Genomic DNA, 26,034 nt, shown 5'->3' with positions numbered 1-26,034 from the left:
GGACACTCCGGTGCTGCCCGCAGGGGGCAGAATCATTCAACTATATGGGGATCGCGCACGCGGCATCAATGCAGTGTTTGCCACGATGCTGGCGCTGACCGCGCTGAGCCCCGCCGCATGGGCGCAGAAGGGCGAACCGCCGATCACCGCGCTGACCGAACGCTCCGGCGGAGCGATCGAGGCCGAGCGTGCCGCGTTGCGGCTGGACAATGTCGATCTCGACCTGGAGGTGGATCCGGCGCGCAAATACCTGGCGGGCACCGCGACGCTGACGCTGACCACCAGCGCGCGGCAGACGCGGCTGCTTATCGATCTCGACAAGAACTTCCATGTCTCGGCTGTGGCGATCGATGGCAGGTCGCTGGCAACGGGAAAGTGGCGCAATCCCGAAGGGCGCCTGACCATCGACCTGCCCGCGTCGGTCGCGGCCGGCACCAAGGTCGTCGCGCGCATCACCTATGCCGGGCGGCCGCATGAGGCGGTCAATGCCCCATGGGATGACGGGATCGTCTGGTCGAGCTGGCAAGGCAAGCCATGGGTGGCGACGACCGCGCAGGGCTATGGCTGCGACCTGTTCTGGCCGTGCCTCGACTTTCCGGCGGGCGAGGTGAAGGCGATCCGCATGGCGATCACGACCGGGGGCGAGGCCGCGATCGGCAATGGCACGCTGGTGTCGGTCGAGCGGCTGGCGGGAGGGCGCGCGCGCTGGACCTGGGAGGCGCGGGACATCAACTCCTATCTCGTCGCCATCAACATCGGGCCGTATCGCGAGATCAAGGGGAGCTATGCCAGCAAGTTCGGCAACACCGTGCCGCTGCACCTGTGGCATCTGACCGGCAAGGACAAGCAGGCGGCGGGGCTGTTCGCCGAGTTCGCGCCGACACTCGACTTTTACGAGACGATGATCGGCCCCTTCCCCTTCGCGCATGAAAAGCTGGGCGTGGTCGAGACCCCGCACCTGGGCATGGAGCATCAGACGGTCAACGCCTATGGCAACGACTATAAAAAGGACGAAACGGGGTTCGACTGGCTGTTCCACCATGAGCTGGCGCATGAATGGTTCGGCAACCAGCTGACCGCCGCCGACTGGGACGATTTCTGGCTCCACGAGGGTTATGGCCAATATATGCAGCCGCTCTACGGCCAGTGGCGCGAGGGTGACGCGCGCTATGCCGCGATGATGGCGGAGCAGCGCAACAACATCCTCAATCGCCAGCCTTTGGTCTCGGGTCAGTCGCGCACGTCCGACGACGTCTATCAGCTGGAAAAGGGCGGGCCGGGGCAGGACATCTACTACAAGGGCGCGTGGGTGCTGCACACGTTGCGCTACCTGATCGGCGACGAGGCGTTTTTCGATGCGACGCGACGCCTGGTCTATGGTCGCCCCGATCCGAAGCCGGGCAATTTCAAGCCGCGTTTCGCGTCCACGCCGGAGTTCGAGGCGTTGATGAGCCAAGCTGCCGGGCGGGACCTGAGCTGGTTTTACGACGTCTATCTGCGCTCCGCCACGCTGCCAGAGCTGATCGAAACGCGCACGGGCGATCAGCTTTCACTGGAATGGAAGACCCCGCGCAACGCCCCCTTCTCCCTCCCGGTCGAGGTGCAAGTCGATGGCGTCGTGCAGCGCGTGGCGATGGACGGCGGGCGGGCGACCATCGCGGTGCCAGCGGCCGCACATGTGGTGATCGACCCGATGGCGCGGGTGCTTCGCCGCTCCCCAGCGATCGAGGCGATGCAGGCGCGGCGCTAGCCTTTAGCTGGCGAGGATGTGGCTGTCGCCGACGCGCAGTTGGTTTCGGCCCGAGCGTTTCGCAGCGTAGAGCGCGGCGTCGGCGCGGGCCATGGCGAGCTGGAGCGGTTCGCCGTCGAGCGCGACGATCCCGCCGGAGCAGGTCATTGGCACGCCATCGGGCCGTTCGATCAGCCCGTTGCCGAGCCGGCGACACAGACGCTGGAGGATCCCTGCAGCCTCGCCCTCTTCGGTGGCGGGAAAGAACACCGCAAATTCCTCGCCGCCCCAGCGGCCGACGCAGTCCGCCTTGCGCACCCCTCGCGCCAGGAACGCCGCGAAATCCTGCAGGATGGCGTCGCCCGCATCATGACCGAAGCTGTCGTTGACTGACTTAAACTTGTCGAGGTCGATCAGCGCGACCGTGCCGTCGCCCGCACTTTCGACGCGGGCAAGAAAGCCGCGACGGTTGAGCAGGCCGGTGAGCGGATCGCGATGCGCGGCCATGTCAAGCGCGGCGACGCGGACCTTGGTCGCCTCGCTCGCGCGCGTGACCCCAGCGAGCAGCTCGGCCAGCATGTCGCCGTCGCTGACCGCCTCCAGCGCCTCGGCCTGTTCACGTTCGAGCGACTGGACCGCCTGCGTCGCTGCGCGCACCGGTGCGAGCAGCCCGTCGATGCCGAAGAGCGTGAACACCGTGCCGGTCAGCGTCGCCGCCAGCACGATCCCCAGGTCGGGCCAGTCCGTCTTGCCCGTCGAGAACTGCCACGCGGCAAAGGCCAGCAGCGGGATATGCGTCCCGACGAAGCAGATGGTGAACATCCGAAGCCGCAGGCTGGACGGGAACAGAAACCGAGTTGCCTTATAAAACCGCAAGTTAGCCTCCGTAACATCCCCACCCGTGGTGGCAACAAAGCGTTAGGAGGCGTTAAGCGGGACCAAACGAAGTTGGTTAAACTTGTGGATGATCGGTCCCCTGCCACCCGAGCGGAGATCCAATGCAAAACGGGCGCCGGTTGCCCGACGCCCGCTTGATCGATGGGTCGCGATGCCAATCAGGCGGCGTCGCCGGCCTTCTTTTTCTCGGCCGAGTAGACGCGCACCGGATCCTTGGTCCCGGCGACGACATCCTTGTCGATCATCACCTCGTCCACCCCGTCCATGCCGGGCAGGTCGAACATCGTGTCGAGCAAAATGCCTTCGAGGATCGAACGCAGGCCGCGCGCACCAGTCTTGCGCTCGATCGCCTTCTTCGAAACCGACACCAGCGCATCGTCGGTGAAGCTGAGCTTCACATTCTCCATGTCGAACAGCTTCTGATATTGTTTCACCAGCGCGTTCTTCGGTTCGGTCAGGATCTTGACCAGCGCCGGTACGTCGAGATCCTCGAGCGTCGCGACCACCGGCAGACGACCGACAAATTCGGGGATCAGGCCGAATTTGAGCAGATCCTCCGGCTCGGTCTGGCGCAGCACTTCGCCGGTCCGGCGCTCCTCCGGCGAAGCGACATAGGCCCCGAAGCCGATCGACTTGCCCTGCAGGCGGTCGCCGATGATCTTTTCGAGGCCGCTGAACGCGCCGCCACAGATGAACAGGATGTTCGTCGTGTCGACCTGCAGGAACTCCTGCTGCGGATGCTTGCGCCCGCCCTGTGGCGGCACGCTGGCGGTGGTGCCTTCCATCAGCTTGAGCAGCGCCTGCTGCACGCCTTCGCCCGACACGTCGCGCGTGATCGACGGATTCTCGGCCTTGCGGCTGATCTTGTCGATCTCGTCGATATAGACGATGCCGCGCTGCGCCCGCTCGACATTGTAATCCGACGCCTGGAGCAGCTTGAGGATAATGTTCTCGACATCCTCGCCGACATATCCGGCTTCGGTCAGCGTCGTCGCATCGGCCATCGTGAACGGCACGTCGAGGATGCGGGCGAGCGTCTGCGCCAGCAGCGTCTTGCCGCAGCCGGTCGGGCCGACGAGCAGGATGTTGGACTTGGCCAGCTCGACATCCGCGCCCTTCGCGCCGTGGTTCAACCGCTTGTAATGGTTGTGCACCGCCACCGACAGCACGCGCTTCGCCTGCTTCTGGCCGATGACGTAATCGTCCAGCACGTCGCAGATTTCCTGCGGCGTGGGGACGCCACCGTCCTTCTTGCTGACGAGTGCCGACTTGGTCTCTTCGCGGATGATGTCGTTGCAGAGCTCGACGCACTCGTCGCAGATGAACACGGTCGGTCCGGCGATCAGCTTGCGCACCTCGTGCTGCGACTTGCCGCAGAACGAGCAGTAGAGCGTGCTTTTCGAATCGCCGCCGCTTAGCTTCGTCATTCAGTCTTCCTTCGCGTGCCGGGCCGCATCGCAGCCCGGCATCCTACAGCCGGGACAACGCCCGGCAACTCAAATTCGCCCCATAGCAGGGGAAGGTGAGCGTCAGATTAAGACGCCGTGCCTTCGCTGTCAGCCGGTTGGGGCCGCTTTTCATACACTTCGTCGACCAGACCGAACGCCTTGGCCTCATCGGCCTCGAGGAAGGTGTCGCGGTCCATTGCGCGCTCGATCTCCTCGAGCGGCTTTCCGGTGTACTTGACGTACAGGTCGTTCATCCGGCGCTTGATGCGCAGGATTTCCTTGGCCTGGATCTCGATATCCGACGCCATGCCCTGTGCACCGCCCGACGGCTGGTGGATCATGATGCGGGCGTTGGTCAGCGCCACGCGCAGGCCCGGCTCACCGGCGGCGAGCAGGAAGCTGCCCATCGACGCGGCCTGACCGATGCACACCGTGCCGACGCGCGGGCGGATATACTGCATGGTATCGTGGATCGCCATGCCGGCGGTCACCACGCCACCCGGCGAGTTGATGTACATCCAGATGTCCTTCTTCGGATTTTCCGATTCGAGGAAGAGCAGCTGGGCGGTGATGAGCGAGGCCATGTGGTCCTCAACCGGGCCCACCACGAAGATGATCCGCTCACGCAACAGGCGCGAATAAATGTCGAAGCTGCGCTCACCGCGGCTCGACTGTTCGATGACGATGGGAACGAGCGCGTTGGTGATGGGATCGCGCGTAAAGCCTTCGGGGGTCAGGAGACCGGCAAGGGGGTGCATGTGGGATGTTCTCGTCAAATCTGTTTTTGCCCAGGCGACTACATCGGCGCTCGCATCGCGCGGCGCAAGGGGGGAAGAAGGTGAACGGCGCTGGCCGCTCCCGGCGGAGGGCGCTGCAACCATTTTTGAAGATTTGTATGCGATAGCGATCTGGTTAGGGAGTCGAAAGGGGCGCCGATGCGCCAGAATACACGCACCATGATTGTCTTCGCGCTGCTCTACGCCGCCTTTGCGGGCGTCGCGCTGGGGCCGTTATACGGTGCGGGCGGGTTCAACGATGCGACATTCGGGGTTGGAATGGTGGTCGCCATCGCGCTGTTCCCCGTGACCGCGATCGTCCTGACGATGTTTGCGCATATCCTGTTGCCGACGCCGTCATCGATTGCGGCACGCGTGCCCGAAGCGGCGCGGCGCGCCACCGCGCCTGCGCACAGCCGTGACCATTTCGACTTCGCCTTTGCCGCATGGAACGGCATCGAATCGGCCGAAGCGGTTGCCCGCCTGTCGCGTCGGCTCCACGCGCTCGATATCGCCCACGGATTCGTCGATGGCAAGATCAGCGTCGTCGAGGACAATGTGCGCTGGCACGTCGCGCCCGTCGCCGGGGCACTGCGTATCGCAGGTTGGGTCGAGGCACCCGATCGCGAGACCCGCGCGATGATCGAAGCGGCGGTCGAAGAATTTCTGATCGACGAACTCGGCATCCGGCTCGAGAAGATCGCCGCCTGAGCCGTTTTCGGCGGCGGCTCAGAGATTGGCCGGTGCCGGCTGCGCCAGATAGGCGAGTCGCCGCATTTCCCGCCGGCCCCGCACGACCGTATCGAGGATCAGCCCGGCAAAGCTGCTCAGTGCCGCGAGAATGACCAGGCCGGTGGCAAGAATTGCGGTCGGGAAGCGCGGGACCAGCCCGGTTTCCAGATAGGTCGTCACCAGCGGGATCGCGAGGATCACCGCCAGCACTGCGAGCGCCAGCGCGACAATGCCGAAGAACAGCATCGGCTTTTCGATCCGGTACAACGTCAGGATGGTCCGCGCGATTCGCGCGCCGTCGCGATAGGTGGACAGTTTCGACGCCGAGCCTTCGGGCCGGGCGAGGTAGCGGGTCTCCACCTCCCCCACCGGCATCTTGAGCTCGAGCGCGTGGACGCTGATCTCGGTCTCGATCTCGAACCCCGCCGACAGGACCGGGAAGCTCTTCACGAACCGGCGCGAAAATACGCGATAGCCCGAAAAAATGTCGGTAAAGCTGCGCCCGAACAGCCGGGCGAGCAGGCCGGTCATCGCACGGTTGCCCAGCACATGGCCGCGGCGATAGGCGTCCGCAGCCTCATGCACCCGGGTGCCGACGACCATGTCCAGCCCCCCGTCGCGCATCTTTGCGATCATCGCCGGGGCGGCTGCGGCGTCATAGGTCGCGTCGCCATCGGCCATCACATAGATGTCGGCATCGACGTCGGCGAACATGCGGCGGACGACATTGCCCTTGCCCTGCATCCGCTCGGTGCGGACGATCGCGCCGGCTTCGCGTGCGACGTCGACGGTGCGGTCGCTGCTGTTATTGTCGTAGACATAAATGGCAGCGCCAGGGAGCGCTGCGCGGAAACCGGCGACCGTCTGCGCGATCGCGGCTTCCTCGTTATAGCAGGGCAGGATCACTGCGATGCGCGGTTCGGTCACGCCATTCCCCACTATGTCACCCCGGACTTGTTCCGGGGTCCACCGGGAGGCTGAGCGGATCGCGAGAGCCTCAAACACTCAGTGTGCGGCACCGTGGACCCCAGCACAAGGCCGGGGTGACGATAGGTTCTAGAGGATTAGTCCGCCTTCTTCTTGGCCGGAGCCTTCTTCTTCGGCGCTTCGGCCTCAGCGTCGTCGGCCTTGGCGGCCTTCTTCGCAGGTGCCTTCTTAGCCGGAGCTTCCTCGGCGGGAGCCTCTTCGGCCTTGGCCTTCGCCTTCTTGGCCGGCTTCACCTCTTCAGCGCCAACTTCAGCAGGGGCATCTTCGGCCTTCTTCGCCTTGGCCTTCTTCGCCGGCTTGTGATCGTGGTCATGGTCGTGGTTGCAGTCCGGACCGTGAACGTGCGGCACCGCGCCTTCCTCGCTCTCGATCGCGGCTTCCAGCTCTTCGCGGGTCACTTCGCGCTCGGTGATCTCGGCGGTGCCGAACAGGAAGTCGACGACCTTGTCCTCATAGAGCGGGGCGCGCAGCTGGGCCGCTGCCATCGGCTCTTGCTGGATATACTGGAAGAAGCGCTGCTGGTCTTCGGGGCGATACTGCTGCGCAGCCTGGGCGATCAGGCGGTTCATCTCCGCCTGCGTCACCTCGACGCCATTTGCCTGGCCGATTTCCGAGAGCAGCAGGCCAAGGCGCACGCGACGCTCGGCGATCGCGCGGTAATCGTCCTTTTCCTTTTCCAGCTCGGCCTTGGCGGCTTCGGGATCTTCCTCATGGCCGGCTTCGTGCTGAAGCTGCGCCCAGATCTGCTGGAACTCGGCCTCAACCATCGACGGCGGGACCGGGAAGTCATGGCCGGCGGCAAGCTGATCGAGCAGCTTGCGCTTCATATAGGTGCGGGTCAGGCCGCCCGTCTCATTCTCCATCTGGCCGCGCAGGATGCCGCGCAGCTGATCGAGGCTCTCGAGACCCAGATTTTTGGCGAGGTCTTCATCGACCTTCACTTCGCCGGCGGTCTTCACCGCGGTGATCTTGAGGTCGAAGGTCGCGGGCTTGCCGGCCAGCGTGTCGACGCCATAATCCTCGGGGAAGGTCACTTCGATCTGCTTTTCGTCGCCGGCCTTCACGCCGACGATCTGGTCCTCGAAGCCCGGGATCAGACGGCCCGAGCCGATTTCGATCGCCATGCCCTCACCGGTGCCGCCGTCGAATGCGACGCCGTCGACCTTGCCGACAAAGTCCATCGTGACCTGGTCGCCCTGCTTCGCCTTGTAGCTCGGCTTCGCGTCTTCCCATGCCTTTTGCTGGCCGGCGATCTGCAGGATCTGTGCATCGACTGCTTCGTCGCTGACGGGGACGATCAGGCGCTCGAGCTTCAGACCTTCGATCGACGGGGTCGGAACGTCGGGCAGGACTTCCAGCTCGACCTTCACCTCGGCGTCGCTGCCCGGGGCGAACTCGCCCTCGAGGCTCACCGACGGCTGCATCGCGGGGCGGAGCTTGTGGTCGGCGATCAGCTTCTGCACGCCTTCCTGGATCGTCGTGTTGAGCGCGTCCTGGGTCAGCGCTTCGCCGTGCATCTTGCGCACGAGGTTGGCCGGCACCTTGCCGGGGCGGAAGCCGGGCATGCGGATCTGCGGGGCCACGCGCTTCACTTCGGCATCGACGCGGCTGTCGATGTCCTTGGCGGTGATCTTCAGGGTGTAGGCGCGCTTGAGGCCTTCGTTCAACGTCTCGACGGTCTGCATTCTAACGGGCTTCCTGCTCTGGAAGTGGAATCGGGTTCGCGGCGTCCCCCTTGCGCCGGGCGGCGGACTGGTGCGGGCGAAGGGACTCGAACCCCCACATCTTGCGATACTGGAACCTAAATCCAGCGCGTCTACCAGTTCCGCCACGCCCGCATTCAGGACACCGCAGGTCGGGCGCGTCTATAGCAATGCGGGTGCCCGGGGCAAGGGCGATGCCGATTATGCCGAAGAATCGCGGAAAACCGGCTCGCTAGCGCGGGATTTTCAGGCGGTCAGGCCGATCCGCCAGGCGTGCGGCGCAACCGGGTGCGCGAAAATCAGGTCGCGCGCGCCGATCATCGCGCCGTCACGTTCGGGCAAGGCGCCGGGCTCGGCAATGACCGCCACCCGCCCCCGCCAGCCCCGCGCGCGCAGCCGCTCGACTGCAGCGAGGCTGCCGCGGTCGGCGCGGACCGAAATGACCAGCCAGTCCGCTTCGATCGCCTTGGCATCGTCGGCGAGCGCATGGGTGCTGTCATAGGAGCGGACGCGATGCCGCTGCCCCGACAGCACCATGTGCAAGGCGCGCCGCGACGCGTCGTCGGGATCGACCAACGCGATGGACAGCGCCGGATCGTCCGCGTCGGTCGCAGGGGGAATGGTGGTACGCTGATCCATCGCACGGCATCGTGCCGAAATCCGGCAGCCACCGCGTTACGGAAATATCCTTAGTCGGATGCGTCCAGGCCCGCCGCGAAGGCGATCCGCAGCGCTTCGGACAGGCTGCGCACCTCCAGCTTGGTCATCACATTGGCGCGGTGCACTTCCACCGTACGCGGGGATATGCCCAAGTCATAAGCGATGGTCTTGTTCGGGTGGCCCGCGACCAGCCCGCGCAGCACGTCGCGCTCGCGCGGGGTGAGCGCGGCGACGCGGACCGCCGCCTCCTGCCCCTCGACCTCGGCATTGCCTGCGCGCTCAAGCCGCTCGAACCCGCGATCAAGCGCGGCGAGCAACAGCGCCTTCTCGAACGGCTTTTCGAGGAAATCGAGCGCGCCCTGCTTCATCGCCGTCACCGCCGTCGCGACATCGCCATGGCCCGTCAGCACGATCACCGGCAGCGCGACCCCGCGTGCATTCAATTCGCGCTGAACCTCCAGCCCGTCCATTTCGGGCATGCGGATGTCGAGCAGGATACAGCCCGGATCGGGATGCCGCGCTTCCTTCAGGAACGCCACGCCCGATGCGTAGGCGCGCACCTCATAGCCAGAGGTCTTGAGCAGGAAGCTGGCCGAGCGGCGCACGGCATCCTCGTCATCGATCAGGTGAATCAGCGGCTTTTCGCTCATTCTTGGGTCTCCGCACTGGGAATGGTGAACCACAGGGTCGTGCCGCCACCGGGTCGGGCATCGGCGTCGATCCGCCCGCCATGCGCCTCGATGATCGTGCGGCAGATCGACAGGCCAAGGCCGAGGCCCTCGGGCTTGCTGGTGTTGAACGCGTCGAACAGGCGCGGGCGGATCGCCGGATCGATCCCGGGGCCGGTGTCGCTGACCTCCACCCGGATCATGCCGTCGCCCTGCACGCGCGTGGCGATGGTGACGTCGCGCACCGGCATGCCTTCCAGCGCCTCGACCGCATTGCGGATCAGATTGACCAGCACCTGCTGGATCTGGACCCGGTCGACGAGCGCGAGGCGGGCATCAGGGTCGAGGTCCTTGAGGCCCCTCACCCCCCGCTCGCGCGCGCCGGTCATCGCAAGGCGAGTGGCCTCCTCGACCATCTGGGGCAGCGATTCGACTCGCTTTTCCACCTCGCCGCGTGCGACGAATTCGCGCAGGCGTCGGACGATATTGCCCGCGCGCAGTGCCTCGGTCCCCGACTCGGTGACGGCCTCCTGGAGCATCTCCAGATCCGGCGCGCCTGCCGCGATCAGGTCGCGTGCCGCCTCCATATAGTTGGCGATCGCCGTCAGCGGCTGGTTGAGTTCATGCGCCAGCGTCGATGCCATCGTGCCCATCGCCGACACGCGCGAGACATGGACCAGTTCGGACTGAAGCTCCTTCATCCGCAGTTCGGCGCGCTGGCGTTCGGACAGGTCGCGGATGAAGCCGGTGAAGATGCGGTGCCCGGCGCTGCGCGCCTCCCCCACCGCCAGCTCCATCGGAAACTCGCTGCCATCGCGCCGCTTGCCGACGACGATGCGCCCGATGCCGATGATCCGGCGCTCGCCCGTGCGGCAATAATGTTCGACATAGTCGTCGTGCCGCAGCCGATCGCCGTCGGGCATCATCATCGCGATGTTCTTGCCCACCACTTCCGATTCCGAATAGCCGAACAGCCGCTCCGCCGCCGCGCTGAAGGACAGGATCTGGCCGCGGTCGTCGATCACGATCATCGCATCGGGCACGGTGGCGAGGATCGAGCGCAGGTGCAATTCGCTGCGCGCCACTGCGCCCGCCGCTGCCTTGCGATCGGTGATATCCTCGATCGTCCCGCCAAAGCCGAGCAGCGCCCCGCCTTCGTCGCGCAATGCGATGATCCGCGCGTCGGCGGCGAACTCGGTCGAATCCTGCCGCCGCCGCCACCCTTCTTCGGCATAGCGGCCGTAGGTGACGGCCCGGTCGAGATCGTCGCGCGGCTTGCCCGCTGCGGCATCGGCAGCCGAATAAAGCATCGCCATCGGCTGGCCGACCGCCGCCCCTGCCTCATAGCCGAGCAGAATCTGCGCGCCGGGGTTCCAGCTGCGGATCGTGCCGTCCGGGTCCACCAGGAATTGCGCGCGATCAAGGTCGCTGGCGATGAACCGCGCGGCAAGTTTCTCGACGATGTCGCCGCCCATATCCATATCCTGCCTATGCCCGCAGCATCCGGGCAAAACCCATTGGGAAAACTACCAATGCAGCCGCGCGCCGCAATGTCCGATGCCCCCGCCGCGCATCCTTCGCGCAGAACGTAGCGGGGAATTACCCATGAAAACCACCCATCTTGTCATCGGCGCGCTGGCCTGTGCGGTCGGCGTTCAGCCTGCCATCGCCAAGGAAGGCGATTTCCTGGTCCGCGGCCGCGCCATCCTGGTCGCGCCGACCGAAAGCTCCGGCCCGGTCACGCCCGGCTTTCCGGGGAGCGAGGTCGGCGTCAGCAACAGCGTGATGCCGGAAGTCGACTTCACCTATATGCTGACCGACAATGTCGGTGCGGAGCTGATCCTGGCCACGACCAAGCACGACGCGCAGGGTCGCGGCACGCTGTCGGGCTTTGACGAACTGGCCAGCACCTGGGTGCTCCCGCCGACCCTTACGCTGCAATATCATTTCGCACCCGAGGCAAAGGTCCGCCCCTATGTCGGTGCCGGCGTCAACTACACGATCTTCTATTCGACCAAGGCGAGCGACGCGCTGGTCACCGCGATCGGCGCGACCGATGTCGAGATGGATGACAGCTTCGGCTATGCGCTGCAGGCCGGCGTGGACATCGACCTGAACGAGAAGATGTTCCTCAACCTCGACGTCAAATATATCGACATGGACACGACGGCGCGCCTGCGCACCGGCGCGGCCACCAACACCGCACGGATCAGCATCGATCCGATCGTGGCCGGCGTCGGCATCGGCTTCCGGTTCTGAATCAAAAGGGCGGCGATCCGATTGGACCGCCGCCCTTTTTTTTGCCTGTCGCCGATTTCAGACGTTCGGTTCGAGCAGCAGTTTCGGCGGCAAGTCGCCATAGCGCAGCACGGTCGCCCGCTCGCGCGCAGTCTGACGGACGACATCGAGATGTTCGTCGACGAAGCGCGGATCCAGCCCCGGCACCACCGCATCGAAATGGACATGGTGGCAGTCGGCCAGGCCGAAGGCGCGGGTGAGATAGATGTCGAACGCCTGTTTCAGCGCCAGCCATTGCCCGCGCTCCTCCAGCCAGGGCCGGGTCGCAGCGGAGGTTGAAAAGATGGTGAGCCGTTTGCCGCGCAGCGCCGGGCTGGGCAGCTGCGCCTTGAGTTCCTCGGGCGTGAAATCGGCACCGAGCACGCGATCGACATAGCCCTTGATCATCGCCGGCGGCATGCCGAACCAGATCGGATAGACCAGCACGATTGCGCTCGCCGCCTCGATCTGCGCGAGCGAGGTGGCGACATCGGGCCGCGGCTTGAACCCCGGCCCGGGCAGCTCGTCGCGCCGTAACAGCGGATCGAAGTTGCGCGCATAGAGATCGTCGACCTCGACGATCTGGTGCAGTCGCTCCACCTCTTCGCGATAGGCGCGGACGATGGCGTGGTTGAAGCTGTCGAGCGCGGGATGCCCCAGCACCACCAGGTGGCGCAGGGATGCTGGATCGCGGGGTTGGGTCATCGCTGCGTCTCCATCATTGCGCGAGGAACACGGGATAAGGGCTGTGATGCAGCAGATCGCGCGTGACGCCGCCGAACAGTGTTTCGATCAGGCGCGCCTGGCCGTAGCCACCCATCACGATCATCGATGGCTCGATCTTGAGCGCCTGTGCGAGGATTTGCTGGCCGATGCGACCGGGCTCGGCCGGGACGACCATGATGTCCGGGCGGATGCCGTGGCGCGAGAGATAGCTCGCCGCCAGCTCCGGCGGGTGTTTGAGCGACCCGCGGTCGACGCTGAGGATCCGCACCTCCCGCGCAAGGCCGAGCAGCGGGACGGCGGCCCGGAGGGCAGCGTCGGACTCGTCGGACCCGTCCCATGCGACCAGCGCGGTCCCGTTCATCGTGACGCCCCGCGTGGCGCAGGGCACTGCCAGGACGGGGCGATTGAGCCGCAGCATCGCTGCCACGACACCATCCATCTCACCGCCCGGAAAGCCGTCGAACACGGTGTTGATCACGACCAGATCCGTGAGCGCGGTGTGCGAGGCCAGGCAGGATGCGACATCGCCCATACACTCGGCCAGCGTCCAGGGCGTATCCTCCATCGTCAGGCGGGCCTTGACCCGCTCGCGATTGGCGTCCTGCACGTCCAGCTCTTCGGCAATGTGCGCCGCAAGCGTGGCCGGACCGATCACGGGATCTTCGGCAATCGGCGGCATCGCGGTGACGTCGATCGCGATCAGATGGCCGTGGAGCGCACGGACCAGGTCCAGCGCAGCCTGAAGCCGCGACTCCTGCCCGGCATCGGCGTGGATCAGCACGGCAACATTCTTCACGGCCCATCTCCCTCATGATTGGGGAGAGGCTAGGCTGCGCGCGACTTGCCCAATATGAGGAGTGATACGTAGTCCGCTTCACACCGCGGCGCTGAATTGACCGTGACTGACTGGCCGATACCGGTCGAATGCGGCAGCTGCGATCCGGGCATAGGGCGCCCCCAGCGGCGTCGCGGCGAGCACCCAGCCATCGCGCGCGATCACCCCCTGCCCGGCCAGTTCGTCGAGCAACGCGGGATCGTGGCAGAGCTGCTCCGCCGTCATTCCGTGGGTCGCGGCAATCGCGGCGACGTCGACATGGCCATCGCACAACAGCCGTTCGATCACCTCGCCTGCTGCGACATCCTGCGCGTTCCGTCGAACGCCACGAACGCCGGCAAGATCGCCGCCCAGCACCGCCATGCGATAGCGGCCGACATGCTTCTCATTCTGGACGATCACCCCGTCGAACTGGCTGATCGCCGACGCGCCTAGCCCGATCAGCGTCGATGCACGGTCGTCGGTAAACCCCTGAAAATTGCGGCGCAGCGACCCGGCCCGTGCGGCGACGGCCAAGCTGTCGTCAGGCCGCGCGAAATGATCGAAGCCGATCGCGTCGAACCCGGCCTCGACCCACAGGTCATAGGCGAGCGCCCGCTGCCAGAAGCGCGCCTCTGCCCCCGGCAACTTCGATGCATCGATCTGCCGCTGGCGCGGGAGCATCGCGGGCAGATGCGCATAGCCGAACATTGCGACCCGGTCGGGTGCAAGCCGCCGCGCCGCCGCGACCGTCGCGGCGATGTCGTCGAGCGTCTGCCCGGGAAGGCCGTACATGAGGTCGAGATTGATCCGCTCGATGCCGGCGCTGCGCGCTTCTGCTATCGCCGAGGCGACCTTGGCGAAGGGCTGGATGCGACCGATCGCTGCCTGCACCAGTGGCGCGAAGGTCTGTGCGCCGACGCTGATCCGTCCTATCCCGGCGCGGGCAAACGCATAGGCATGCGCCCGGCCAAAGAAGCGCGGGTCGATCTCCGCCGCCCAATGCGCGTCGGGCGCGATATCGAACCGCTGGCGCAGCGCGCAGCAAATGTCGGCGAACGCCTCCGGGCTCAGCGCATTCGGGCTGCCGCCGCCGAAATGCACAGCTGTCACCCGTCCGCGCATCCGCGTCGCGACGCTCGCGATCTCCGCCTCGATCGCCGCGCGAAACACGTCGAGCCGCTGCGGCCGACCCACCGCCCCCGTGTTGCACCCGCAATACCAGCAGATTTGCTCGCAATAGGGGATGTGGAGATAGAGCGAGACCGGCGCGCCCGGCGCGATGGCGTCGAGCGCGGCGGCCTGATCCCCCGCCCCCACCGCTGACCCGAACTCGGCGGCGGTGGGGTAGCTGGTGTAGCGGGGCACCGCACGGGCGGCGAGCGCGGGGAGGTAACGGTGGGTCACCGACCGTCAGCCCTCAACCGTCCGGTCTTCGGATGGCGGCGAATGGAACTCATGCCAGATGCCGTTGAGTACGGCGACGGCGACGGCCAGCGTGACGCCGAGGATCCAGGCGAAATACCACATGGCGGCTTCCTTTCGGTCAGTAGAAATCGGGATTGGTGCGGACCTGCTCGATCGTCACCCGACCGAACAGCACGCGATAGACCCATGCGGTGTAGAAGAGCACGATCGGCAGGAAGACGAGCGTCACGCCCAGCATGATGAACAGCGTGGTGTGGCTCGACGATGCGTTCCACACCGTCAGGCTCGACGCGGGATCGATCGCACTGGGCAGGATGAACGGGAACATCGACAGGCCGACCGTCCCGATGATCCCGATATTGGCGAGCGAAGAGCCAGCGAACACCAGCACGTCGCGTCGCGCACGGATCCCGGCCAGCGCAACCAGCGGCCCGACCAGCCCGATCAGCGGTGCGGCGATCATCCACGGATAGGCTGCATAATTGTCGAGCCAGGCGCCGGGTGCCGCGACCGCTCCGGCAAGCCGGGGGTTGGACGGGCCCGCGGTGTCGACCAAACCCTCGATCCGGAAGCCGAGGCCGCCCCAGGCGACGTAGGCGCCGCCAGCGACGAACAGGACCACCGCTGCAATCGCCGCGACCTGCCCAATGGTCCGCGCCCGGTCGAGTACCGGCCCCTGCTCCGCCTTCAGCGACAGCCAGCCCGCGCCATGCAGCACCAGCATCGCCACTGAGAGCAGCCCGGCGAGCAGGCTGAACGGGGTGAACAGCCCGAGCAGCGTCCCGTCGTAGAAAGAGCGCAGGTCGCTATCGAGGCGGAAGGGCAGCCCGAGCAGGACGTTGCCGACCGCGACCCCGAACACGAGCGCCGGGACGAATCCGCCGACGAACAGCGCCCAATCCCAGCGCGCGCGCCATTTGGCGTCGGGCCGCTTCGAGCGATATTTGAACCCGACCGGCCGCAAGATCAGCGCGGAGAGGACCAGGAACATCGCAAGGTAAAAGCCCGAGAAGCTGACCGCATAGACGAACGGCCATGCGGCAAAGATCGCGCCGCCGCCGAGGATGAACCACACCTGGTTCCCCTCCCAGGTCGCGCCGACGGTGTTGATCACCATGCGGCGTTCCTCATCGGTCTTGGCGACCCAGGGCAGCAGCGAGGCGACGCCAAGGTCGAACCCGTCGGTCAGGGCAAATCCGATCAGCAGCACGCCCATCAGCAGCCACCAGATGACGCGGAGCGTCTCGTAATCGAGCGGTAGGGTCATGATTGGTCTCCTTGTCCCGCGCGGCTCATTCGGCCGCGACGGTCTGGAAGGGGTTGGGCGCGCCGGCGGGAGCAATCGGCTCGGCTTCGGGCGTGCCATTTTCGGGGCCATGCTTGATCGCGGCGAGCATCAGCCGCACCTCGATCACCGCGAGCACGCCATAGATCAGGGTGAAGCCGACGATCGTCGCCCACACCTGTCCGGCCGTCAGGCTGGACGCAGCAAGGAAGGTCGGCAGCACACCTTCGACCGCCCAGGGCTGGCGCCCGATCTCCGCGATCAGCCAGCCGGCCTGGATCGCGACCCATGGCAGCGGGATCACCCACAATGCCGTGCGCAGGAACCATTTGCGGTCGAATTTGCGGCTGTTGGCGTAGTAGAGCGCCACCCCGAAAAAGGCGATGAAGAAGAAGCCAAGCCCCGCCATGCCGCGGAACAGCCAAAACAGCACCGGCACGTTCGGAACGGTCGACCAGGCCGCCTTGTCGATCGTCGCGGCATCGGCCTGACGCGGATCGGCGACATAGCGCTTGAGCAGCATGGCATAGCCAAGATCGGCCTTGTTCCGCTCGAACCGTTCGCGCGCGGCGAGGTTAGTGCGGTCGGCCTTGAGCTTCTCGACCGCATCATAGGCGTCGATGCCGCGGATGATGCGGACGCGGGCCTGTTCGACCAGCGGCGTGATGCCGGCGACCTCGCCGGTCAGGCTGCGCGTGGAGATGAGGCCGAGGACATAGGGAATCTTGACCTCGAACTTGGTCTCGCGCCCCTCGTTCGACGGGATGCCGAAGATCGACAGGCCAGCCGGAGCAGGCTCGGTGTGCCAGGCACCCTCGATCGCGGCGAGCTTCATCTTCTGGTTGTCGGTCAACGCATAGCCGCTCTCATCACCCAGCACGACGACAGACAGCGAGGCGGCAAGGCCGAAGGCGGCGGCGACCGCGAAGCTGCGCTTGGCGAACTCCAGATGGCGTCCCTTGAGGAGATACCAGGACGACACGCCGAGCACGAACACCGATGCGAGGACATAGCCCGCGCTGACGGTATGGACGAACTTCGCCTGCGCGACGGGGTTGAACACCACCGCCATGAAGTCGACGACTTCCATCCGCATCGTTTCGGGATTGAAGGCCGAGCCGGTCGGGTTCTGCATCCAGCCATTGGCGACCAGGATCCACACCGCCGACAGGTTCGTGCCCAGCGCGACGAGGAAGGTGGTCAGCAGATGCTGGCGCTTGGACAATTTGTCCCAGCCGAACACCATCAGGCCGACGAACGTCGCCTCGAGGAAAAAGGCCATCAGCCCTTCGATCGCGAGCGGCGCGCCAAACACGTCGCCAACATAGTGCGAATAATAGGCCCAGTTGGTGCCGAACTCGAACTCCATCGTGATCCCGGTGGCAACACCGAGCACGAAGTTGATCCCGAACACTTTTCCCCAGAACCGCGTGATGTCGCGCCAGATCGGCCGGTCGGTGATCACATAGACCGTCTCCATGATCACCAGCATGAAGGCGAGGCCGAGCGTGAGCGGCACGAACAGGAAGTGATACATTGCCGTAAGCGCGAACTGGAGCCGCGACAATTCGACAACTGCCATGTCTATCGTCATTGTTTCCCCCATTTCCGGGACTTGTACCGCGCCGCAGTAAGAAGGCCGCTGGCGTGCCGACATCGGGAATAGTACGGACTCGACCCGGCCCCCGATTGGACAGAAGGTCCACCCATGCGGAAGAACAGTCGCGCCGGAGCGTTCTGGCTCTTCGACATCGGTGGCGCGGCGATCTTCGCCTGGGGATTGGCGACTGCCGTGGCGGCGCTAATCGCTGCTGCATCGCCGCTGGTCGGGGCTCTGGCGATGCTGGCCGGTGGGATGGCCCGCGGGCTTTGCGGTTTTGCCGCACAGTCGCTCGCGATCCGGGACGCACAGCAAAGCGTGGCGCCGTTGCGCGTCCGGCTGCATCGCCGCCTGCTCGGCGAAGCGCTGCCCCGTGCAATCCCGGTCGGAGAGAGCGCAGCCATCGCGATCGACCATCTCGACCGGATCGAGGCGCATGCCGCGCGCTTTCTGCCCGTCCGCACCGCCGCTGCGCTGGGGCCGTTGCCGGTCGCCGCCTGTGTCGCCGTGGCCAGTCCGATCGCCGCCGCGATCCTGATCGGCACGCTGATCCCGTTCGTGCTGGGCATGATCCTGGCCGGGACGATGGCGCGTCGCGCCGCCGATGCGCAGCTGCGCGCGCTGGAGCAACTCTCCGACCTGTTCGTCGAGCGACTGCGCAGCCTGGCGATGATCCGCCATTTCGGCGCAGGCGAGCGGATCACGCGCCAGATCGGTGCGGCCACCAGCGGCGTGGCGACGCGCACGCTTGCGGTGCTGCGGATCGCGTTTCTCTCCAGCGCGGTGCTGGAGTTCTTCGCGGCGCTCTCGGTCGCGCTGGTCGCGGTCTATTGCGGGTTCAGCCTGCTCGGCATCCTCCCCTTCGCCGTCCCAGAGACGCTGACGTTCCGCGAGGCCCTGTTCGCGCTCGCGATGGCACCCGAATTCTATCTACCGATGCGCAGGCTCGCCGCCGCCTATCACGAAAAGCAGCTTGGCGAGGCGGCGCGCGCGGTGGTCGATCCGCTCGATCAGCCCCTGCCCCCGCCCCGCCTGGCCGAGCAATTCGACGGCCTTGAAGCCCAGGACGTGGTTATCGTATGGCCGGGTGCGCGGATCGGGCCGGTTTCGTTTCGCCTTCCCCGCACCGGCATGGTCGCGCTGACCGGCCCCACCGGGAGCGGCAAGACCAGCGTCCTTGCGGTGTGCGCAGGGCAGGTCGCCCCGTCGGATGGCGCTGTCACCGCGCTCAGGCCCGAGGACATCGCTTGGGCGGCCCAGCGGCCATTGGTGGTGCCGGGGACGCTGCGCGACAATCTCGCGCTCGCCCGGCCCGATGCCGGGGATGACGCGATCCGCGCGGTGTGCAGCCGCGTCGGCCTAGACCCCTTGCTCGCCGCGCGCGGCGGGCTCGACCTTCCGCTCGATCATCGCGCGGCGGATTTGTCGGGCGGGGAGTTGCGGCGGCTCGGCCTCGCGCGGGCGCTGCTGTCGGGACGTCCGCTGCTGCTGTGCGACGAGCCGACCGCGGATTTGGACGCGGCGAGCGCGGAACAGATCGGCGCGTTGCTGGCCGAACTGGCGACCATGCACGCGATCATCGTCGCGACGCACGACATGGCGCTCGCCGCCCGCGCGCAGGCGGAGGTGCGGCTATGAGCGAGCTGGATCGGGTTGCGGCGCAACTGGGGGTTGGGCGCCGCGTGGGACTTGGCTGGGCACTCCTGCTGGCCGGCGTCGCCGCCGCAGCTTCGGTGGCGCTGCTCGGCATTTCGGGCTGGTTCCTGACCGGTGCGGCGATTGCCGGGGCCGGCGGCATGGCGGCAGTCACCGCGTTCAACTATTTGCTGCCCAGCGCGGCGATCCGCGCGCTCGCGATTGCCCGGACCGGCGCGCGCTATGGTGAGCGGCTGACCAGCCATGGCGCGGCGCTGACCGCGATGGCGGGGCTGCGCGCGCGCCTGTTCGGCACGCTCGCCGCCGCGGATCCGCGTCGGGTGCCCAACCTTGCCAGCGGAGAAGCCAGCGCGCGGCTGATCGACGATATTGAGGCGATCGAGGATCTGGTGGTGCGCCGCTCCGCCCTGCCCGGTGCGCTGGTCGGCGGCGTGATCGCGACCGGGTGCATCGCGCTGTCGGGATGGCGCGCGGCAGCGGCGTTCGTGCTGCTCGCAACCGTGGGTCTGATGGTCGGGGCAGCGCTGGCACGGCGGTTGAGCGTGGGGCCGGCCCGCACAGCTGCACAGGCACGCGGCCGGGTGCGCGAACGCTATGTCGAACTGGCCGCCGCGCGGCCGGAGATCATTGCTTATGGCCTGGCGGACCGCACCGAAGCAGCGCTGGCGGAGGATCTGGCAGCGCTCGACCGGGCGCGGCGCGCGCTGGCGCGGGGCGAAGCGGCGCTGAACGGCGGCGTCGCGCTGTGGAGCACGGTGCTTGCGGTCGTCGTGCTGCTGCTCGCGGAGCAGGGACCGGCGCTCGCCGCGCTGGCGACGCTCGCGGCATTTTCGGGGAGCGAGGCGCTGGCGGTGCGGGTGCGCAGCGCGCTGCGTGAGGCGGTGGTGGCCGAAGGGCTGGAGCGTGTCGCCACCCTCGCCGACATTGCGTCGGAGCCGGCCCCACGGTCCGGTGCGGACGCCCTCTCGCTTCGCATCGGAGCGGTCGAGGTCGCACCCGGCGCGCGGCTGGTCATCACGGGGCCGTCGGGGTGCGGCAAGACCACACTGATCGAGACGCTCGCCGGGCTGCGTTCCGCCCCCCTCCCGCTCGCGGTTGGCGGAGTCCCGGTGTCGGAGGTTGCGGCGGCGGATCTGACGTCCCAGTTCGCACTCGCCCCGCAATCGCCGCAACTGATCGCCGGGACCATCGGCGACAATCTCCGCCTCGCCCGCTCGGGGGTCGACGATGCCGCGATGTGGGGCGCACTCGAAACGGTGTGCCTTGCGGATCGCGTGCGCGCGATGCCGCAGGGGGTGAACACCCCAATCGGCGAAGCGGGCGGAACCCTGTCGGGCGGTGAGCAGAAGCGCCTATCGCTCGCCCGCGCGCTGCTGGCGCAGCGGCCGTGGTTGGTGGCGGACGAACCCAGCGAAGGTCTTGACCCGACGACCGAAGCTGAACTCGTCGCGCGCCTCGATGCGTTGCTGGCGGCGACCGGCACCGGCCTGATCCTGGTGTCCCACCGCCCTGCCCCGCGTGCCTTGTGCGCTCAGGCGCTGGCGTTGCCGCTTAGCTAAGCGGTGACTTCATAATGCTAACGGTCTGCAAACGACCCCATTGCAGACCCACACATTCTGCGTACGCTGTGCTGATGATTGGCTCCATTGCATGAAGGGGAAGCTGTTTAGGCTGGTGGTTGCCTTCGCCGTCGGTCCGTTCATCGTAGGCGGTTCGGTGCTCAATCTGAGGTTGGCTGGACGTGGTCCCGATCTAACGGAAGAATGGGGCATTTTGGCAATCAACGCAGTCTTGGTCACTGCCCCATTTTTGGCTCTGTGTCTCGCGCGCGTCACTGCGGCACGCGCGTGGGTCGCAGGCTTGGTCGTCACCTTCGTCCTGTGGGTTGGGGTCAATATCGCCGCGCATTCGAGCACAGGCGACCCGAACATAGGACTTGCCTTCATACTGTTCTCTTCGCCGCTTGTCGTGGCGGCCGCATCGTTCGGAGCGTTGAAGATCAGGGGTTAGATCAATGCTTTCGAAAGCGCTTCCCAACTCATTCATGTCGGCCGATCGCCATGCCGAAAGCGGTCGTGTCGGCCTTCACCGCCTCATTACTCCGCCGCCTCTACCTCGTCCCCGCCCTCTGGTTCAACGCTCGTCGCATGGCTCGCGAGCAGTTCGACCGGGGGCACGCTCTCGATCTCGCGCGCGCCGGTTTCGATGTTGAGTTCCTTGAGCTTGCGCGCCGACACCAAGGCGCGGCTCTCGAGCGAGCTGGCAAAGGCGTTGAAATTCTTGACCGCCGTGTTGAGCCCGCTGCCGACGGTGCGCAGGTCGCCCAGCGCCTTGGCCAGCCGGTCATAGAGCTCCTTGCCCAGCGCGCCGATCTGCCGCGCTTCCTTGGCCAACATCTCCTGCCGCCACACCGCCGCCACCGTCCGTGCGATCGCAATCAGATTGGTCGGTGTCGCCAGCAATACGCGCTTTTCGAACGCGAAGTCCCACAAGGTCGGATCATGCTCCAGCGCCGCCGACAGGAAGTGCTCGCCCGGCACGAACATGATGACGTAATCGGGCGCGTCGTCGAACTGCGTCCAATAGGCCTTGTTGCCCAGCGCGTTGACATGCGCCTTCATCGCCGCGGCGTGCTGGCCGAGGCCGATCTGGCGCTCCTGCTCGTCCACCGCGCCGAATGCATCCTGATAGGCATTAAGCGACACCTTGGCGTCGATCACCAGCGCCTTGCCGCCGGGGACGCGCACGATGGCGTCGGGGCGCAGTCGCCCGCCTTCCTCCTGCGCGACACTCACCTCGGTCATGAAGTCAGTGTGTTCGGACAGGCCGCAGGTTTCGAGCACGTTGCGCAGCTGCTGCTCGCCCCAGCGGCCGCGCGACTTGGGAGCGTTGCGCAGCGAGTTGACCAGCTTGGCCGCCTCCTGGCTCACCCGCTCCTGCCCGATCCGCATCTGCTCGATCTGTCCCTTGAGCTCACCGAACGCATCGCGCCGCTCGGCCTCGACCTTGGCGACGCCTTCCTCATAGCGCTGCAGCCGCTCGGTCACCGGCTGGAGCAGCGCCTTCAGATTCTGGCCGGCGACGCTCTCGGATTCCTTGAAGCGATCCTCGGCACGCTTGAGGAACGCGGCCTGGGTTTCCGCGAGCATCGTCCCCGCGACTTCGCGGAACTGGCCCGTTAGTCGTTCCTCCAGCCCCTCGGCCTTGACCCGCAGCTCGGCGAGCTCGATCCGCGCCGCATCGCGCTGGTCACGGATCGCGTCGAGCTGTTCGCGCAGGTCGGGGATTTCCTTGGCCCGCTCTTCCGCGGCCGCAAGATCGGCGATCGCGGCCTTGAAGTCCGCCTCACGCCGGTCGCGGTCGGCGCGTAACGCGGCGCTCGCCCGGCTTCCCGCAAACCAGCCGAGCAACGCCCCGACCACCAGCGTCACCAGCAACGCCACCACGACTTCAATCGACACGCCTGTTCCCTCCGGGCAATTCGCACCGGAACATAGCCCGAACGGACGCCGGGTTACAGGGTTAATCGCGTTGGCGGGTCAGAAGGCGTGGGCAAGCCGGTCGAGCATCGTCCGTGCCGGGCTGACGGGCACCGCGACATCCTCGTCCTGCATTGCGTCGAGCCGCGCAATCCTGCGGTGCAAGTCGATGCTCGCCGCAATCAGATCCTGCGCCCCCACTGGCATCGCATCAAGCGCAGCGGGGTCGGTCACCGGAGCCTCGCCCAGGCGCCGGGAGGGATGGCGCGCCTCGCCGGGGGCGATCTCCCCGGCCGCAACCGCGCGCTGGGTCAGCAGCCACGCGATGCTGTGCATCAGCCGCGTCGTGACCTTGAGCGACTCGCACGAAAAGATCACGCGGTCCATCGCCCCGAGCATCTCGCGCTGCTCGCGCCCAACCACGTCGAAATAGGCGCGCGCCTCATCGGCGAGCAGCATCGACTCCGTATAGAGCGCGTCGATCAGCGCGCGCTGAACGCGCATGGTTTCCACTTCCCCGGTCATGGGCATGAACGCTGACAGAAACGCCTCGTTAACGAAACAGGATTTTACTGGGGTCGGCTGTCCCAAAGCGGCGCGGGATCACGCGATGATGTCGGGGATCAACTGGTCTTCCAGCATTGCAATTTCGTCGCGCAACAACAGCTTGCGCTTCTTCAGCCGGGCAATCTGGAGCTGATCGGGCATCGGCGTCGCACCGAGCGCTTCGATGGCGGCGTCGAGATCGCGATGATCGACGCGCAGCAGCTCCAACCGCCGCAAAATCTCGCTCTCATCCATCACTCGCCCATCCCCGGACTCAACCCGTCGCATGTCGCCGTTGCCCTGTCGACGGGTAGTTATGCAAGGGGCGACATGGCGTGCGAATCGTGATTTACTCTGCTTCCCCCAACCAGAGCAGGAGGATTGCTTCCATGCAGAACGCGCATCTCTCGGCACTTGCGGCCAAGCATGCATCACTCGACCGGCGCATCATCGCCGAGTCGCAGCGGCCAGCACCCGATCAGATGATCCTCGCCGACCTGAAGCGTCGCAAGCTCAAGCTCAAGGAAGAAATCGCGCTGAGCTGACGCGCTCCCCCCGGGTTGCCCCGTGCGAACGGGGCGGCCCCTCGGCGCCGCGATGTCGGCGCAATCCAGGCACTGGCACTCGGTCGAATGATCACGACCGACGGTGCGGCTCAACCCCGAAAAATATGCGGCTTTGCGAAATGCGGCGTGCTGGTCCCATGGCCGACCGGCTTGCGCGCCAGCAACGGATCGATCGGACGATCGAACGCGATGCCGATCCGGCCCTCCGCGCTCCATGCGATATGACCGCGGACCCAGCCGACGCCGCGGACATTGATCTCGACCGGCATGCCCGAATCGACGCGGTCGGCATATTCCGCCATCAGCCCGCCGGCCGAAATGTTGCGGACGCGCACCGAAACCTCGACCTGATCGATGCGCAGCGTGGCAGCCAGGAACAGGCTGTCGCGCACGGCATTGCGCTGGCTCGCCGGATCGTCGCTGAAGCGTCCGCTGAAAGGGTCGGAAGAGAACTGGTCCATCTACCGCTCATGTCCACGTGTTACGCGCGGAGTTTAGAGCAGCAATGGTTATCGAAACCGTTAACTCGGGTCCGAAAAAGCCGGGATCACTCTTCGCGCGAGACTTTTTCGTTGCGCTCATGGCGCTCCTGCGCCTCGACCGTCATCGTCGCGATCGGGCGGGCTTCGAGCCGGGCGAGGCTGATCGGCTCGCCGGTCACCTCGCAATAGCCATATTCGCCCTCTTCGATCCGGCGCAGCGCGGCGTCGATCTTGGAGATCAGCTTGCGCTGGCGGTCGCGCGTGCGCAGTTCGATCGACCAATCGGTCTCGCTCGACGCGCGATCGGTCAGGTCGGCCTCACGCAGGGAATCGATCTGAAGCTGGTTGAGCGTACCCGCCGCCTCGCGATGGATTGCGTCCTTCCAAGCGAGGAGCTTTTCGCGAAAATATTGCTGCTGGCGCGGGTTCATGAAGGGCTCGTCCGCGCTCGGACGATAGCCGTCCGGCAAATCATTCGCGGCGACAGGTTTTGCTGGATCGTCGCGGTGATCGAAAACGGTCGCCATCCCACACTCCACTTCAGGACTGGCCGGCATGACCGATCACAATCCCTTCATCCCCGGGGCGCCCTATATCCGGGCAAATTGGGTATCACAAGCTACCAAATCGTGCGCCAAGCCGTTCTTGGCATGCGGGAAATTACACCCCGCTGAACCAAGTCGCAGTTTTATGGCGCAAAACCGATCGGGCGGGTTAAGCATAGGCTAACCAGTTCTGCCCATTCCGTCCCTTTAAGGCACATTAACCATAGATGATGCGGCGGCATTGCAAATAATGCCCGCCAACATCGCAAAACCATGGTTAACGACATTGCACTTAATACTTTGTTCTGCACTTCTAGGGCAATGACCCGCCAAACGGGTGCGTTGCGCACTCCGCGGCGGCCGGGGACAAGAGAGAAGCAGAATGTCGGTTCGGATGGCCTTGGCAAAACTGTGCGCCTGCGCATGCGGCGGAGCCGTGATCGGCGGCGGCGCCGTCCATGTCGCCGAAACCCGAGCCGAGCGCGGCTATCAGCAGCCGCGTCAGTCGGTGAAGCAGGGCGTGGTCCAGCGCCGCGTCGTCAAGCGCCCGCTGCGCAAGCGCGTCGTGCGCCGCACGGTGACCACGACCGCCCAGTGCCAGCCACAGGTCCTGACCGTCACGACGCAGGGCACCGCAATCCCCCTGCCCCCACCCACCTATGGATCGAGCGGCGAGATGCCGGTGGTCGGCGGTGGCGGCGGTGGCGGCGGCGGTGCAGCCACGGCGGTGACCGGCGGCAGCAGCGGCGGCTTTGTCGGCGGCTTCTTCGCCGGTGGCTTCTTCGGCGGATCGAGTGGCGGCAGCGGCGCATCGGGCAGTGGCGGCATCGTCATCTCCTCGACCAGCAGCACCAGCGGCGGTTCGACCTCGACCTCGGGCGGCTCGACCTCGACCGGCGGTTCGTCCACGTCGACGGGTGGCTCGTCGAGTGGTAGCGTCAGCTCGACTTCGTCGACCGGCGGCTCCTCGACCTCGAGCGGCTCGGTCAGCTCGACCTCGTCGACCGGCGGTTCCTCGACCGGCGGCTCG

The 26,034-nt window shown here is 66.1% G+C and carries 26 protein-coding genes, 1 tRNA gene and 1 pseudogene; 8 read left to right on the top strand and 20 right to left on the bottom strand.

Features of this window, described 5'->3' with window-relative positions; all coding sequences use genetic code 11:
• Nucleotides 1–85: 85 nt before the first annotated feature.
• The gene (locus AX681_RS12935) at nucleotides 86–1,750 is read left to right on the top strand and encodes a M1 family metallopeptidase (RefSeq protein WP_066656114.1); all 1,665 of its coding nucleotides are present in this window, start codon (nucleotides 86–88) and stop codon (nucleotides 1,748–1,750) included.
• 3 nt (nucleotides 1,751–1,753) lie between these two features.
• Here the strand turns inward: AX681_RS12935 and AX681_RS12930 are convergent, their stop codons facing one another.
• The 3 genes from AX681_RS12930 to AX681_RS12920 all read right to left on the bottom strand — a co-directional run bounded on the left by AX681_RS12930 (nucleotide 1,754) and on the right by AX681_RS12920 (nucleotide 4,832).
• The gene (locus tag AX681_RS12930) at nucleotides 1,754–2,551 is read right to left on the bottom strand and encodes a GGDEF domain-containing protein (protein ID WP_066656006.1); all 798 of its coding nucleotides are present in this window, start codon (nucleotides 2,549–2,551) and stop codon (nucleotides 1,754–1,756) included.
• Between the two features lie 233 nt (nucleotides 2,552–2,784).
• Entirely contained in the window at nucleotides 2,785–4,053 is a 1,269-nt protein-coding gene (gene clpX / locus AX681_RS12925; protein ID WP_066656009.1) for an ATP-dependent Clp protease ATP-binding subunit ClpX, read from the bottom strand.
• 107 nt (nucleotides 4,054–4,160) lie between these two features.
• Nucleotides 4,161–4,832: an ATP-dependent Clp protease proteolytic subunit gene (locus tag AX681_RS12920; protein ID WP_066656012.1), complete on the bottom strand. Its 672-nt coding sequence runs from the start codon at nucleotides 4,830–4,832 to the stop codon at nucleotides 4,161–4,163.
• Nucleotides 4,833–5,009: 177 nt separating this feature from the next.
• On the opposite strand from AX681_RS12920, the gene AX681_RS12915 reads away from it, so the two are divergent.
• On the top strand, nucleotides 5,010–5,561 hold the full coding sequence (locus tag AX681_RS12915) for a hypothetical protein (RefSeq protein ID WP_066656015.1): 552 nt from the start codon (nucleotides 5,010–5,012) through the stop codon (nucleotides 5,559–5,561).
• Nucleotides 5,562–5,579: 18 nt separating this feature from the next.
• On the opposite strand, the gene AX681_RS12910 is transcribed toward AX681_RS12915, so the two are convergent.
• From AX681_RS12910 to AX681_RS12885, 6 genes are all read right to left on the bottom strand, one after another.
• The gene (locus tag AX681_RS12910) at nucleotides 5,580–6,509 is read right to left on the bottom strand and encodes a glycosyltransferase family 2 protein (protein WP_082737785.1); all 930 of its coding nucleotides are present in this window, start codon (nucleotides 6,507–6,509) and stop codon (nucleotides 5,580–5,582) included.
• 137 nt (nucleotides 6,510–6,646) lie between these two features.
• On the bottom strand, nucleotides 6,647–8,254 hold the full coding sequence (tig, locus tag AX681_RS12905; protein ID WP_066656021.1) for a trigger factor: 1,608 nt from the start codon (nucleotides 8,252–8,254) through the stop codon (nucleotides 6,647–6,649).
• A gap of 68 nt (nucleotides 8,255–8,322) precedes the next feature.
• Nucleotides 8,323–8,407: transfer RNA gene (locus AX681_RS12900), tRNA-Leu, on the bottom strand.
• Nucleotides 8,408–8,518: 111 nt separating this feature from the next.
• The gene (locus tag AX681_RS12895) at nucleotides 8,519–8,911 is read right to left on the bottom strand and encodes a hypothetical protein (RefSeq protein WP_066656029.1); all 393 of its coding nucleotides are present in this window, start codon (nucleotides 8,909–8,911) and stop codon (nucleotides 8,519–8,521) included.
• A 50-nt stretch (nucleotides 8,912–8,961) separates the two neighbouring features.
• Entirely contained in the window at nucleotides 8,962–9,582 is a 621-nt protein-coding gene (fixJ, locus tag AX681_RS12890; RefSeq protein WP_066656032.1) for a response regulator FixJ, read from the bottom strand.
• Entirely contained in the window at nucleotides 9,579–11,075 is a 1,497-nt protein-coding gene (locus tag AX681_RS12885) for a PAS domain-containing sensor histidine kinase (RefSeq protein WP_066656117.1), read from the bottom strand. The genes fixJ and AX681_RS12885 overlap by 4 nt, the downstream gene beginning before the upstream one ends.
• A 130-nt stretch (nucleotides 11,076–11,205) precedes the next feature.
• On the opposite strand from AX681_RS12885, the gene AX681_RS12880 reads away from it, so the two are divergent.
• Nucleotides 11,206–11,859: an OmpW/AlkL family protein gene (locus tag AX681_RS12880; RefSeq protein WP_066656038.1), complete on the top strand. Its 654-nt coding sequence runs from the start codon at nucleotides 11,206–11,208 to the stop codon at nucleotides 11,857–11,859.
• A 57-nt stretch (nucleotides 11,860–11,916) separates the two neighbouring features.
• Here the strand turns inward: AX681_RS12880 and AX681_RS12875 are convergent, their stop codons facing one another.
• The 6 genes from AX681_RS12875 to AX681_RS12855 all read right to left on the bottom strand — a co-directional run bounded on the left by AX681_RS12875 (nucleotide 11,917) and on the right by AX681_RS12855 (nucleotide 17,718).
• Nucleotides 11,917–12,582 (bottom strand): NAD(P)H-dependent oxidoreductase, encoded by a 666-nt coding sequence (locus AX681_RS12875; protein ID WP_066656040.1) that lies wholly within the window; start codon nucleotides 12,580–12,582, stop codon nucleotides 11,917–11,919.
• Nucleotides 12,583–12,595: 13 nt separating this feature from the next.
• On the bottom strand, nucleotides 12,596–13,399 hold the full coding sequence (locus tag AX681_RS12870) for a universal stress protein (protein WP_066656047.1): 804 nt from the start codon (nucleotides 13,397–13,399) through the stop codon (nucleotides 12,596–12,598).
• Between the two features lie 78 nt (nucleotides 13,400–13,477).
• Entirely contained in the window at nucleotides 13,478–14,824 is a 1,347-nt protein-coding gene (gene hemN, locus AX681_RS12865) for an oxygen-independent coproporphyrinogen III oxidase (protein WP_066656059.1), read from the bottom strand.
• 6 nt (nucleotides 14,825–14,830) lie between these two features.
• Nucleotides 14,831–14,947 (bottom strand): cytochrome bd-I oxidase subunit CydX, encoded by a 117-nt coding sequence (gene cydX, locus AX681_RS21460; RefSeq protein ID WP_082737786.1) that lies wholly within the window; start codon nucleotides 14,945–14,947, stop codon nucleotides 14,831–14,833.
• A 16-nt stretch (nucleotides 14,948–14,963) separates the two neighbouring features.
• Nucleotides 14,964–16,112 (bottom strand): cytochrome d ubiquinol oxidase subunit II, encoded by a 1,149-nt coding sequence (cydB, locus tag AX681_RS12860; RefSeq protein ID WP_066656062.1) that lies wholly within the window; start codon nucleotides 16,110–16,112, stop codon nucleotides 14,964–14,966.
• A gap of 25 nt (nucleotides 16,113–16,137) precedes the next feature.
• Nucleotides 16,138–17,718, bottom strand: coding sequence for a cytochrome ubiquinol oxidase subunit I (locus AX681_RS12855; protein WP_197421789.1), 1,581 nt, complete (start codon nucleotides 17,716–17,718; stop codon nucleotides 16,138–16,140).
• Between the two features lie 120 nt (nucleotides 17,719–17,838).
• Between AX681_RS12855 and AX681_RS12850 the strand changes: the two genes are divergently transcribed.
• From AX681_RS12850 to AX681_RS12840, 3 genes are all read left to right on the top strand, one after another.
• Nucleotides 17,839–19,368: an ATP-binding cassette domain-containing protein gene (locus tag AX681_RS12850; protein ID WP_066656075.1), complete on the top strand. Its 1,530-nt coding sequence runs from the start codon at nucleotides 17,839–17,841 to the stop codon at nucleotides 19,366–19,368.
• Entirely contained in the window at nucleotides 19,365–20,945 is a 1,581-nt protein-coding gene (locus tag AX681_RS12845; RefSeq protein WP_066656078.1) for an ATP-binding cassette domain-containing protein, read from the top strand. The genes AX681_RS12850 and AX681_RS12845 overlap by 4 nt, the downstream gene beginning before the upstream one ends.
• A gap of 91 nt (nucleotides 20,946–21,036) precedes the next feature.
• A complete protein-coding gene (locus tag AX681_RS12840) occupies nucleotides 21,037–21,396 on the top strand; it encodes a hypothetical protein (protein ID WP_066656080.1) in 360 nt (119 codons plus the stop codon).
• 86 nt (nucleotides 21,397–21,482) lie between these two features.
• Here the strand turns inward: AX681_RS12840 and AX681_RS12835 are convergent, their stop codons facing one another.
• The 3 genes from AX681_RS12835 to AX681_RS12825 form a co-directional block, all read right to left on the bottom strand.
• Nucleotides 21,483–22,847 carry a DNA recombination protein RmuC gene (locus AX681_RS12835; RefSeq protein WP_066656082.1) on the bottom strand — a complete coding sequence of 455 codons (1,365 nt, stop codon included), beginning with the start codon at nucleotides 22,845–22,847 and terminating at the stop codon, nucleotides 21,483–21,485.
• Nucleotides 22,848–22,925: 78 nt separating this feature from the next.
• Entirely contained in the window at nucleotides 22,926–23,369 is a 444-nt protein-coding gene (locus AX681_RS12830) for a DUF1465 family protein (RefSeq protein ID WP_231733631.1), read from the bottom strand.
• A gap of 99 nt (nucleotides 23,370–23,468) precedes the next feature.
• Nucleotides 23,469–23,666: a YdcH family protein gene (locus tag AX681_RS12825; RefSeq protein WP_082737787.1), complete on the bottom strand. Its 198-nt coding sequence runs from the start codon at nucleotides 23,664–23,666 to the stop codon at nucleotides 23,469–23,471.
• Between the two features lie 134 nt (nucleotides 23,667–23,800).
• Here AX681_RS12825 and AX681_RS21455 point away from each other — a divergent pair, with 134 nt between their 5' ends.
• Nucleotides 23,801–23,956: a YdcH family protein gene (locus AX681_RS21455; protein ID WP_082737788.1), complete on the top strand. Its 156-nt coding sequence runs from the start codon at nucleotides 23,801–23,803 to the stop codon at nucleotides 23,954–23,956.
• Nucleotides 23,957–24,066: 110 nt separating this feature from the next.
• On the opposite strand, the gene AX681_RS12820 is transcribed toward AX681_RS21455, so the two are convergent.
• Together AX681_RS12820 and dksA are read right to left on the bottom strand one after the other, a co-directional pair.
• Nucleotides 24,067–24,438: a PilZ domain-containing protein gene (locus AX681_RS12820; RefSeq protein WP_066656092.1), complete on the bottom strand. Its 372-nt coding sequence runs from the start codon at nucleotides 24,436–24,438 to the stop codon at nucleotides 24,067–24,069.
• Between the two features lie 86 nt (nucleotides 24,439–24,524).
• The gene (gene dksA, locus AX681_RS12815; protein WP_066656101.1) at nucleotides 24,525–24,986 is read right to left on the bottom strand and encodes an RNA polymerase-binding protein DksA; all 462 of its coding nucleotides are present in this window, start codon (nucleotides 24,984–24,986) and stop codon (nucleotides 24,525–24,527) included.
• A 454-nt stretch (nucleotides 24,987–25,440) separates the two neighbouring features.
• On the opposite strand from dksA, the pseudogene AX681_RS22515 reads away from it, so the two are divergent.
• Nucleotides 25,441–26,034 (top strand): annotated as a pseudogene (locus AX681_RS22515) (PEP-CTERM sorting domain-containing protein); the annotation flags it as partial.

Source organism: Sphingomonas sp. CCH9-E2 (assembly GCF_001557215.1).
Taxonomy (GTDB): Bacteria; Pseudomonadota; Alphaproteobacteria; order Sphingomonadales; family Sphingomonadaceae; genus Sphingomonas.
Note: the sequence above shows the minus strand (reverse complement) of the source record. Positions and strands in the feature narration are given on the sequence as shown.

Bases quoted from the DNA above. Each gene is read 5' to 3' on its own strand.
- clpX (WP_066656009.1), bottom strand. From the start codon at position 4,053: ATGACGAAGCTAAGCGGCGGCGATTCGAAAAGCACGCTCTACTGCTCG.
- AX681_RS12885 (WP_066656117.1), bottom strand. From the start codon at position 11,075: ATGGGCGGCGACATCGTCGAGAAACTTGCCGCGCGGTTCATCGCCAGC.
- AX681_RS12820 (WP_066656092.1), bottom strand. From the start codon at position 24,438: ATGGACCAGTTCTCTTCCGACCCTTTCAGCGGACGCTTCAGCGACGAT.
- tig (WP_066656021.1), bottom strand. From the start codon at position 8,254: ATGCAGACCGTCGAGACGTTGAACGAAGGCCTCAAGCGCGCCTACACC.
- AX681_RS12830 (WP_231733631.1), bottom strand. From the start codon at position 23,369: ATGCGCGTTCAGCGCGCGCTGATCGACGCGCTCTATACGGAGTCGATG.
- dksA (WP_066656101.1), bottom strand. From the start codon at position 24,986: ATGGCGACCGTTTTCGATCACCGCGACGATCCAGCAAAACCTGTCGCC.
- AX681_RS12915 (WP_066656015.1), top strand. From the start codon at position 5,010: ATGCGCCAGAATACACGCACCATGATTGTCTTCGCGCTGCTCTACGCC.
- AX681_RS12875 (WP_066656040.1), bottom strand. From the start codon at position 12,582: ATGACCCAACCCCGCGATCCAGCATCCCTGCGCCACCTGGTGGTGCTG.
- AX681_RS12845 (WP_066656078.1), top strand. From the start codon at position 19,365: ATGAGCGAGCTGGATCGGGTTGCGGCGCAACTGGGGGTTGGGCGCCGC.
- cydB (WP_066656062.1), bottom strand. From the start codon at position 16,112: ATGACCCTACCGCTCGATTACGAGACGCTCCGCGTCATCTGGTGGCTG.
- fixJ (WP_066656032.1), bottom strand. From the start codon at position 9,582: ATGAGCGAAAAGCCGCTGATTCACCTGATCGATGACGAGGATGCCGTG.
- AX681_RS12920 (WP_066656012.1), bottom strand. From the start codon at position 4,832: ATGCACCCCCTTGCCGGTCTCCTGACCCCCGAAGGCTTTACGCGCGAT.
- AX681_RS12825 (WP_082737787.1), bottom strand. From the start codon at position 23,666: ATGGATGAGAGCGAGATTTTGCGGCGGTTGGAGCTGCTGCGCGTCGAT.
- AX681_RS12840 (WP_066656080.1), top strand. From the start codon at position 21,037: ATGAAGGGGAAGCTGTTTAGGCTGGTGGTTGCCTTCGCCGTCGGTCCG.
- AX681_RS12895 (WP_066656029.1), bottom strand. From the start codon at position 8,911: ATGGATCAGCGTACCACCATTCCCCCTGCGACCGACGCGGACGATCCG.
- cydX (WP_082737786.1), bottom strand. From the start codon at position 14,947: ATGTGGTATTTCGCCTGGATCCTCGGCGTCACGCTGGCCGTCGCCGTC.
- AX681_RS12930 (WP_066656006.1), bottom strand. From the start codon at position 2,551: ATGTTCACCATCTGCTTCGTCGGGACGCATATCCCGCTGCTGGCCTTT.
- AX681_RS12935 (WP_066656114.1), top strand. From the start codon at position 86: ATGCTGGCGCTGACCGCGCTGAGCCCCGCCGCATGGGCGCAGAAGGGC.
- AX681_RS12850 (WP_066656075.1), top strand. From the start codon at position 17,839: ATGCGGAAGAACAGTCGCGCCGGAGCGTTCTGGCTCTTCGACATCGGT.
- AX681_RS21455 (WP_082737788.1), top strand. From the start codon at position 23,801: ATGCAGAACGCGCATCTCTCGGCACTTGCGGCCAAGCATGCATCACTC.
- AX681_RS12880 (WP_066656038.1), top strand. From the start codon at position 11,206: ATGAAAACCACCCATCTTGTCATCGGCGCGCTGGCCTGTGCGGTCGGC.